Source organism: Adonisia turfae CCMR0081, assembly GCF_011009555.1.
In the GTDB taxonomy this organism is placed as follows: Bacteria; Cyanobacteriota; Cyanobacteriia; order Phormidesmidales; family Phormidesmidaceae; genus Leptothoe; species Leptothoe turfae.
This window is the reverse complement of sequence record NZ_QXHD01000004.1, coordinates 3,418,865-3,424,273: the sequence shown is the minus strand read 5'-3', so window position 1 is coordinate 3,424,273 and position 5,409 is coordinate 3,418,865. Positions and strand designations below refer to the sequence as shown.

Sequence of the window (5,409 nt, the reverse complement as noted above, 5' to 3'; positions counted from 1 at the left end):
GTGAGACCACTGAGACTGAGTCCCAGAACTATGGATACAAGTTTGGTCAGGAAGAAGAGACGTACAACATCGTTGCAGCCCACGGCTACTTCGGTCGTTTGATCTTCCAGTATGCTTCCTTCAACAACAGCCGTTCCTTGCACTTCTTCTTGGGTGCTTGGCCCGTTGTTTGTATCTGGTTCACCGCGCTGGGCATCAGCACCATGGCCTTCAATCTGAATGGCTTTAACTTTAACCAGTCTATTTTGGACTCCCAGGGTCGTGTCGTTAGCACTTGGGCTGACGTGATCAACCGTGCCAACCTAGGTATGGAAGTAATGCACGAGCGTAACGCTCACAACTTCCCTCTAGATTTGGCTGCTGGTGCTGAAGTACCTGTTGCATTGAGCGCTCCTGCAATCAATGGCTAAGTACTTTAGTCTTGGCTAAGTTGTAAGGCATAAGCTAAAAAAGAGGGGCTCCGTAAAGGAGCCCCTCTTTTTATTGATTTATAGCTTGATTGACAGCTAACTCACACCCTCCGCATGAAGAAGATGACGCACCAAACTTAAGCTAGCCTGACAGACGAATCAGTCAAGATTTGCCTAACCTGAGCGTGGGTTAAGTTCGGGTTTGCATCCAGCATCAGAGCAACTACACCAGCAACGTGCGGTGTTGCCATAGATGTTCCACTAGAGAAACCGTAGGTATTATTGGGTGTTGTGGAATAGACACGAACCCCTGGAGCAACTACATGCTGGAGATCGCTATTATTGCCAGGGCGATTGGAGAATCTAGCAATATCTTGATTAATATCAACAGCGCCTACAGAAATACCATACTGTGTCGCATATCGGGCCGGATTACCTGGGAACGGTAGCCCATTACCATTAGCATCCCCATTACCAGATGCACTCACCGTGATGACATTATTGCTAGCAGCATAGGCTAAGGCAGCTTGTATCTCCGGCGAATCAGTCCAGCCGAGGCTCATATTAATCACATCTGCACCGTTATCTACTGCGTAACGAATAGCTTGGGCCAGATTACCAGCATTAAGGAATCTGCCACCTGAAACATCTCCCATACGAATCGCCATGATGCTGGATTCATGGGCAACGCCTGTCACACCTATACCGTTATTAGCAGCGGCGATGGTGCCTGCCACATGGGTACCATGGCCCTGACCCGGATCGTTGGTTCCAGGCAAAACGTTGTTATTGTTTTGCCCCACGCCAAAGTTCCAACCGTTGATATCGTCGATGTAGCCATTGCCATCATCATCGACACCATTATTAGGGATTTCGTCAGTATTGACCCAAATGTTATCGCGCAAATCAGCATGATTAATATCTACCCCTGAGTCAATAACAGCGACTACCACTCCATCGCCGGTATATCCTCGAGCCCAGGCTTCCGGTGCATTCACCAAATCAAGGCCCCAGTTATTACCCCCTAGATTTGCAACATCAGGCAGGGAAGTAGCCTGGCCCAAAGCACGGGCTACGGCATCCGCTGCATTAACCAGCCCATAACCGTAGACATTGCTAAATGACGATGGGGATGCTGTCAATTCAGCAGCATTCAACGTCAAACGATAGTTAGTGTTCGCAGTTGCATAGGGAAAGACACGAATATAGTAGGTACCTGCCGCTAAAGACCGATTGATTGATTCAGAACTTGAACCCGGTGCCCAAGACTGCTCAACCAACTGTCCAAGGCTATTGAATAGCTGTACATCGGCATCCGCACTTAGCCCTGTGAGTTCTAAGCTGAAGTTGCTATTTTGGCTAAGGCTAAAGCGATAGAAATCGTTGGCATCGCCATTGCCGATAAAGTCTTGAAAAGACCGGCTGCTGCCCAGCGTGCCAATATTACGAGCAGTCCTAAAGGTATTCCCTGCATTGTCTGGTACTGATAGCACGTTAGCAGCCACTGCCAAACGATAGTTTGAATCTCCTCCGGCTGAGGAGACTCGAATGTAATAATCACCAGCATCTACAGCCTGCGTCATTTCCTCTGATGCTAGACCTTCACCATAGGAAGCTTCCAGGACTTTGCCATCACGATTGAGCAATTCGATATCCGCATTTGCCGTGAGGCCAGTTAATGCCAGCCTTAAACGACTGCGCTGCGTCAGGCTAAAGCGGTAGTAGTCATTTGCATCCGCTGCGCCCACAAAATCTTGAACTGTTTGATTACTACTCAAGACACCAAGATTATGGGCTGTTGTGAGCGTATTCCCAGCTCTATCAGCCTGCTCAGTAGCTATTGCATCCTCTTGTGTTGCATAGCCGCCGTTGAGCAAAGTATCGAGGGAGCCATCTATATTGCTTGTGAGTGCTCCCACCAGTCCCGTTAGCCAATCACCATCTGCCAAGGAACCGGATGAAGAGTCAATAGTTTGCTCGGACAGGAATTCTGCCCTTCTGGCCAACCCATTCCTCAACGTTTGATTAATGGAATCTAAAAACTCCTCATTCGTAATAGCAGTTAGAAAATCTGCGGTTTGATCCAAATTTATAATGTCAAGTGCTTCAGCTAGCTGAGTTAAGTTCTCTGGAGCAGGAGCGATAGTTTGTAAACGCTCTTGCACAAAAGGAGTAACATCAGCACTTAGCAGCTGTGTGAGATCGGCAGCAAGACTTTCAGGAGAAAACGTCTCATTCAAGAACGCCATAGTTCTTTACTTACAAGCATTTTTGATACATCAAGTGAAATCAGTAGATGAAACAGACATTCCCATGTGCCATATATTGCAGACGGGGCAATCCAGACAGCAAGGTTAACCAAAACAGCTAAAACTGGCTTTTGGAAACCCACAAATCTGTCAAAATAATATTTTGCTGAAAAGTTTATTCTTATACGCAGATTAGCACGCTCAAAAAAAGTTCGCCTTGCGGCTTTATGCAGACATAGCCGTAGAAACGAGCAAAAAAGTTCCGGATTTTACTAATCTTCGAAAAAATTTGGTCTAAAAAGTTCTGATGCAGGTCAATCCTGTTAGATCAATACAGGGAATCTAGTCTTTCTAACTGCCAAAAATCTTTGTCGGCACCATTGCCACCTACCTGTACAACAGACCAATTCCGCCAAGTCCATTGCGCTCCACGCTTAGCAATATCGCTAACGGTCTCATTCACTAGGTCGGCCAGTTCTTGCGTCGTGATTAGATATCCGTGTTCAGCCAACGTATCGGCCATTTGCAAACGGTTAAGGATGTGGCTAAGCCGCTGTAACGTATCGCCAGCTTCAGTATTCATTTGATTCTGTCGGTCTGGAGCCTCAGCTGCAATGCGATCGCAATCTGCCTCTTCACTTTTCGGCCCATTGTCGGCTGTACGGGTCGATGACAATTGCTTACTCGCTAAGACTTTAGCCGTAAGCTGCTTTAAGCGAATTGATTGCTTATGGGAGTAAGCACGGGCAATTTCATCGCAGCGTTCATTACCCACATTACCTGCATGCCCTTTTACATAACGCCAATCAATGTCAACGCCTTGGGACGTTGCTAGATCCTGCTTTAATTTATCCAACGTCATCCATAGGTCTTGGTTCAGCACCGCTTTGCCAGCAGATGTTTTCCAACCTTTGCGTTTCCAACCTGACATCCACTGGGTGATGCCTTGAATCAAATATTTACTGTCGGTATTCAGTTCTATGGGGCCGTCATAGTCGTTGTTTTGGAGAAACTGAAGCGCCGCGATCGCAGCCTGCATTTCCATGCGATTATTCGTCGTCCCCGAGGCGTGTCCTCCCATTTCATGCACTTGCCCATCAACAAAATAAATCACCGTCCCCCAGCCCCCTGGCCCAGGATTTCCTGAACAAGCACCGTCGGTGTATACCGCCTTAATTGTAGGCAAATCGGTCATCGTGAAATCCTTCAAGTACAGGGGAAATGGGGAGTCGGGTATGAGCTATGGCTCGATCATTACACCCAGCAGATAGTTGCCTTAAAAACCCTATGCATCATAGCGGTGATTTACAGGATTGCTCATTAAATCCACAGAAAAATCCCCCATGGAGAAATATTGCCAAAGCAATCTCCAGTCCCCATTGCCCCCTTCTGACCTTTCTTTTAATCACACTGATAAGTAAAACTTTGTACGCAGAGCTCTAAAGATATGGGATAAGGATTACAGGGTATTGTCAGAAAATGCCCAGGAGCACGTATGAAGGACGAAGGACAATGAAAAAATTAATGCGCGGTCTGCGTCAGTTTCAAGATACCTACGTTCCTTCCCATAAGAAACTAATGGCGACCCTGGCCAAGGGTCAAAGCCCCAATACTTTATTTATTACGTGTTCCGACTCGCGAGTACAACCAGAGCTCATTACCCAAGCTGAACTCGGTGAACTATTTGTCATTCGTAATGCAGGCAATATCGTTCCTCCTTTTGGCGCTACCAATGGTGGTGAAGGGGCGACCATTGAATATGCTGTCAAGTCCTTAAACGTTGATCACATCATTGTTTGTGGTCATTCTAGCTGTGGTGCCATGAAAGGACTGCTACAGATCGGTCAGCTGGAAGAAAAAATGCCTTTGGTCTACAACTGGCTAATCCATACAGAAGCTACCCGTCAGCTGGTTGAAGACAATTACAACGACTTAGAAAAGTCTGACAAGCTGGATATGCTGGTGGCTGAGAATGTCCTCACGCAAATCGAAAATCTGCGCACCTATCCAGCTGTTCGCTCTATGCTCCATAGAGGCAACCTATCTCTCCATGGCTGGATTTACAACATCAATGATGGCAGCATCTTAGCCTACGATGCTGAGCGTCATGCTTTTGTTGCACCCTTTAGCAATCTAGGCAAGGCCCTCAATAATAATGGAAGTGCCCATGGTGCCCATGCTGTATCCCATATGCCAGGGGAAAATCGGTTGGCACGAACACAGGCTGAGAGAATTTTTAAGGGTTCTTACTAAGCCCCCAATCTCTAAATGGATTCTTGACCAGGTTGGAATTGTAATACCGAGGATCTCCCGTTACCTCCTGGCCAATCCAAGTGGGCAGCTCTATTGTTTGCCCAACGTGGCTTAATTCTACTTCCGCCAGAATTAAGCCCTGATTCTCCCCTAGAAATTCATCAACTTCCCAAACGACTGCTGCCATTGGGATTCGGTATCGGTTTTTCTCGACAAAAGGCTTTTGGCATAGTTCTGCCAGCATTGCCTGGGCATCAACGGTAGGAATTTCGTATTCAAACTCCGAGCGACTCATACCCACTACGGGGCCTTTTAGGGTGAGATATCCCTGCTCGCCAATAATCCGTACCCGCACAGTTTGTTTTCCCTGGGTAGCAACATAGCCCTGGCAGTAATAATGTCCCTCCGCCAAATCACGCCAGGTGTCGCCCTGCACCAGAAACTTCCGTTCGATTTCTTTAGCCATTGAATTTCCGTTCGAGACGTAGGGACGTTGC

5 protein-coding genes are annotated in these 5,409 nt (G+C 47.2%); 2 read left to right on the top strand and 3 right to left on the bottom strand.

What is annotated here, in order from left to right; all coding sequences use genetic code 11:
* A partial coding sequence (locus tag DXZ20_RS18955) for a photosynthetic reaction center family protein (RefSeq protein WP_489670946.1) occupies positions 1-410 on the top strand: 410 nt, incomplete at its 5' end.
* 137 nt (positions 411-547) lie between these two features.
* Here DXZ20_RS18955 and DXZ20_RS18950 read toward each other — a convergent pair.
* Complete coding sequence (locus DXZ20_RS18950) at positions 548-2,659, bottom strand: S8 family serine peptidase (RefSeq protein WP_163699865.1); 2,112 nt, start codon at positions 2,657-2,659, stop codon at positions 548-550.
* A 328-nt stretch (positions 2,660-2,987) separates the two neighbouring features.
* A complete protein-coding gene (gene rnhA / locus DXZ20_RS18945; RefSeq protein ID WP_163699863.1) occupies positions 2,988-3,854 on the bottom strand; it encodes a ribonuclease HI in 867 nt (288 codons plus the stop codon).
* Positions 3,855-4,171: 317 nt separating this feature from the next.
* On the opposite strand from rnhA, the gene DXZ20_RS18940 reads away from it, so the two are divergent.
* The gene (locus DXZ20_RS18940; RefSeq protein WP_163666471.1) at positions 4,172-4,912 is read left to right on the top strand and encodes a carbonic anhydrase; all 741 of its coding nucleotides are present in this window, start codon (positions 4,172-4,174) and stop codon (positions 4,910-4,912) included.
* On the opposite strand, the gene DXZ20_RS37625 is transcribed toward DXZ20_RS18940, so the two are convergent.
* On the bottom strand, positions 4,896-5,378 hold the full coding sequence (locus tag DXZ20_RS37625) for a CYTH domain-containing protein (protein ID WP_163671735.1): 483 nt from the start codon (positions 5,376-5,378) through the stop codon (positions 4,896-4,898). The two genes, DXZ20_RS18940 and DXZ20_RS37625, sit on opposite strands and share 17 nt — an antisense overlap.
* Positions 5,379-5,409 lie beyond the last annotated feature (31 nt).

Bases quoted from the DNA above. Each gene is read 5' to 3' on its own strand.
- DXZ20_RS18950 (WP_163699865.1), bottom strand. From the start codon at position 2,659: ATGGCGTTCTTGAATGAGACGTTTTCTCCTGAAAGTCTTGCTGCCGAT.
- rnhA (WP_163699863.1), bottom strand. From the start codon at position 3,854: ATGACCGATTTGCCTACAATTAAGGCGGTATACACCGACGGTGCTTGT.
- DXZ20_RS18940 (WP_163666471.1), top strand. From the start codon at position 4,172: ATGAAAAAATTAATGCGCGGTCTGCGTCAGTTTCAAGATACCTACGTT.
- DXZ20_RS37625 (WP_163671735.1), bottom strand. From the start codon at position 5,378: ATGGCTAAAGAAATCGAACGGAAGTTTCTGGTGCAGGGCGACACCTGG.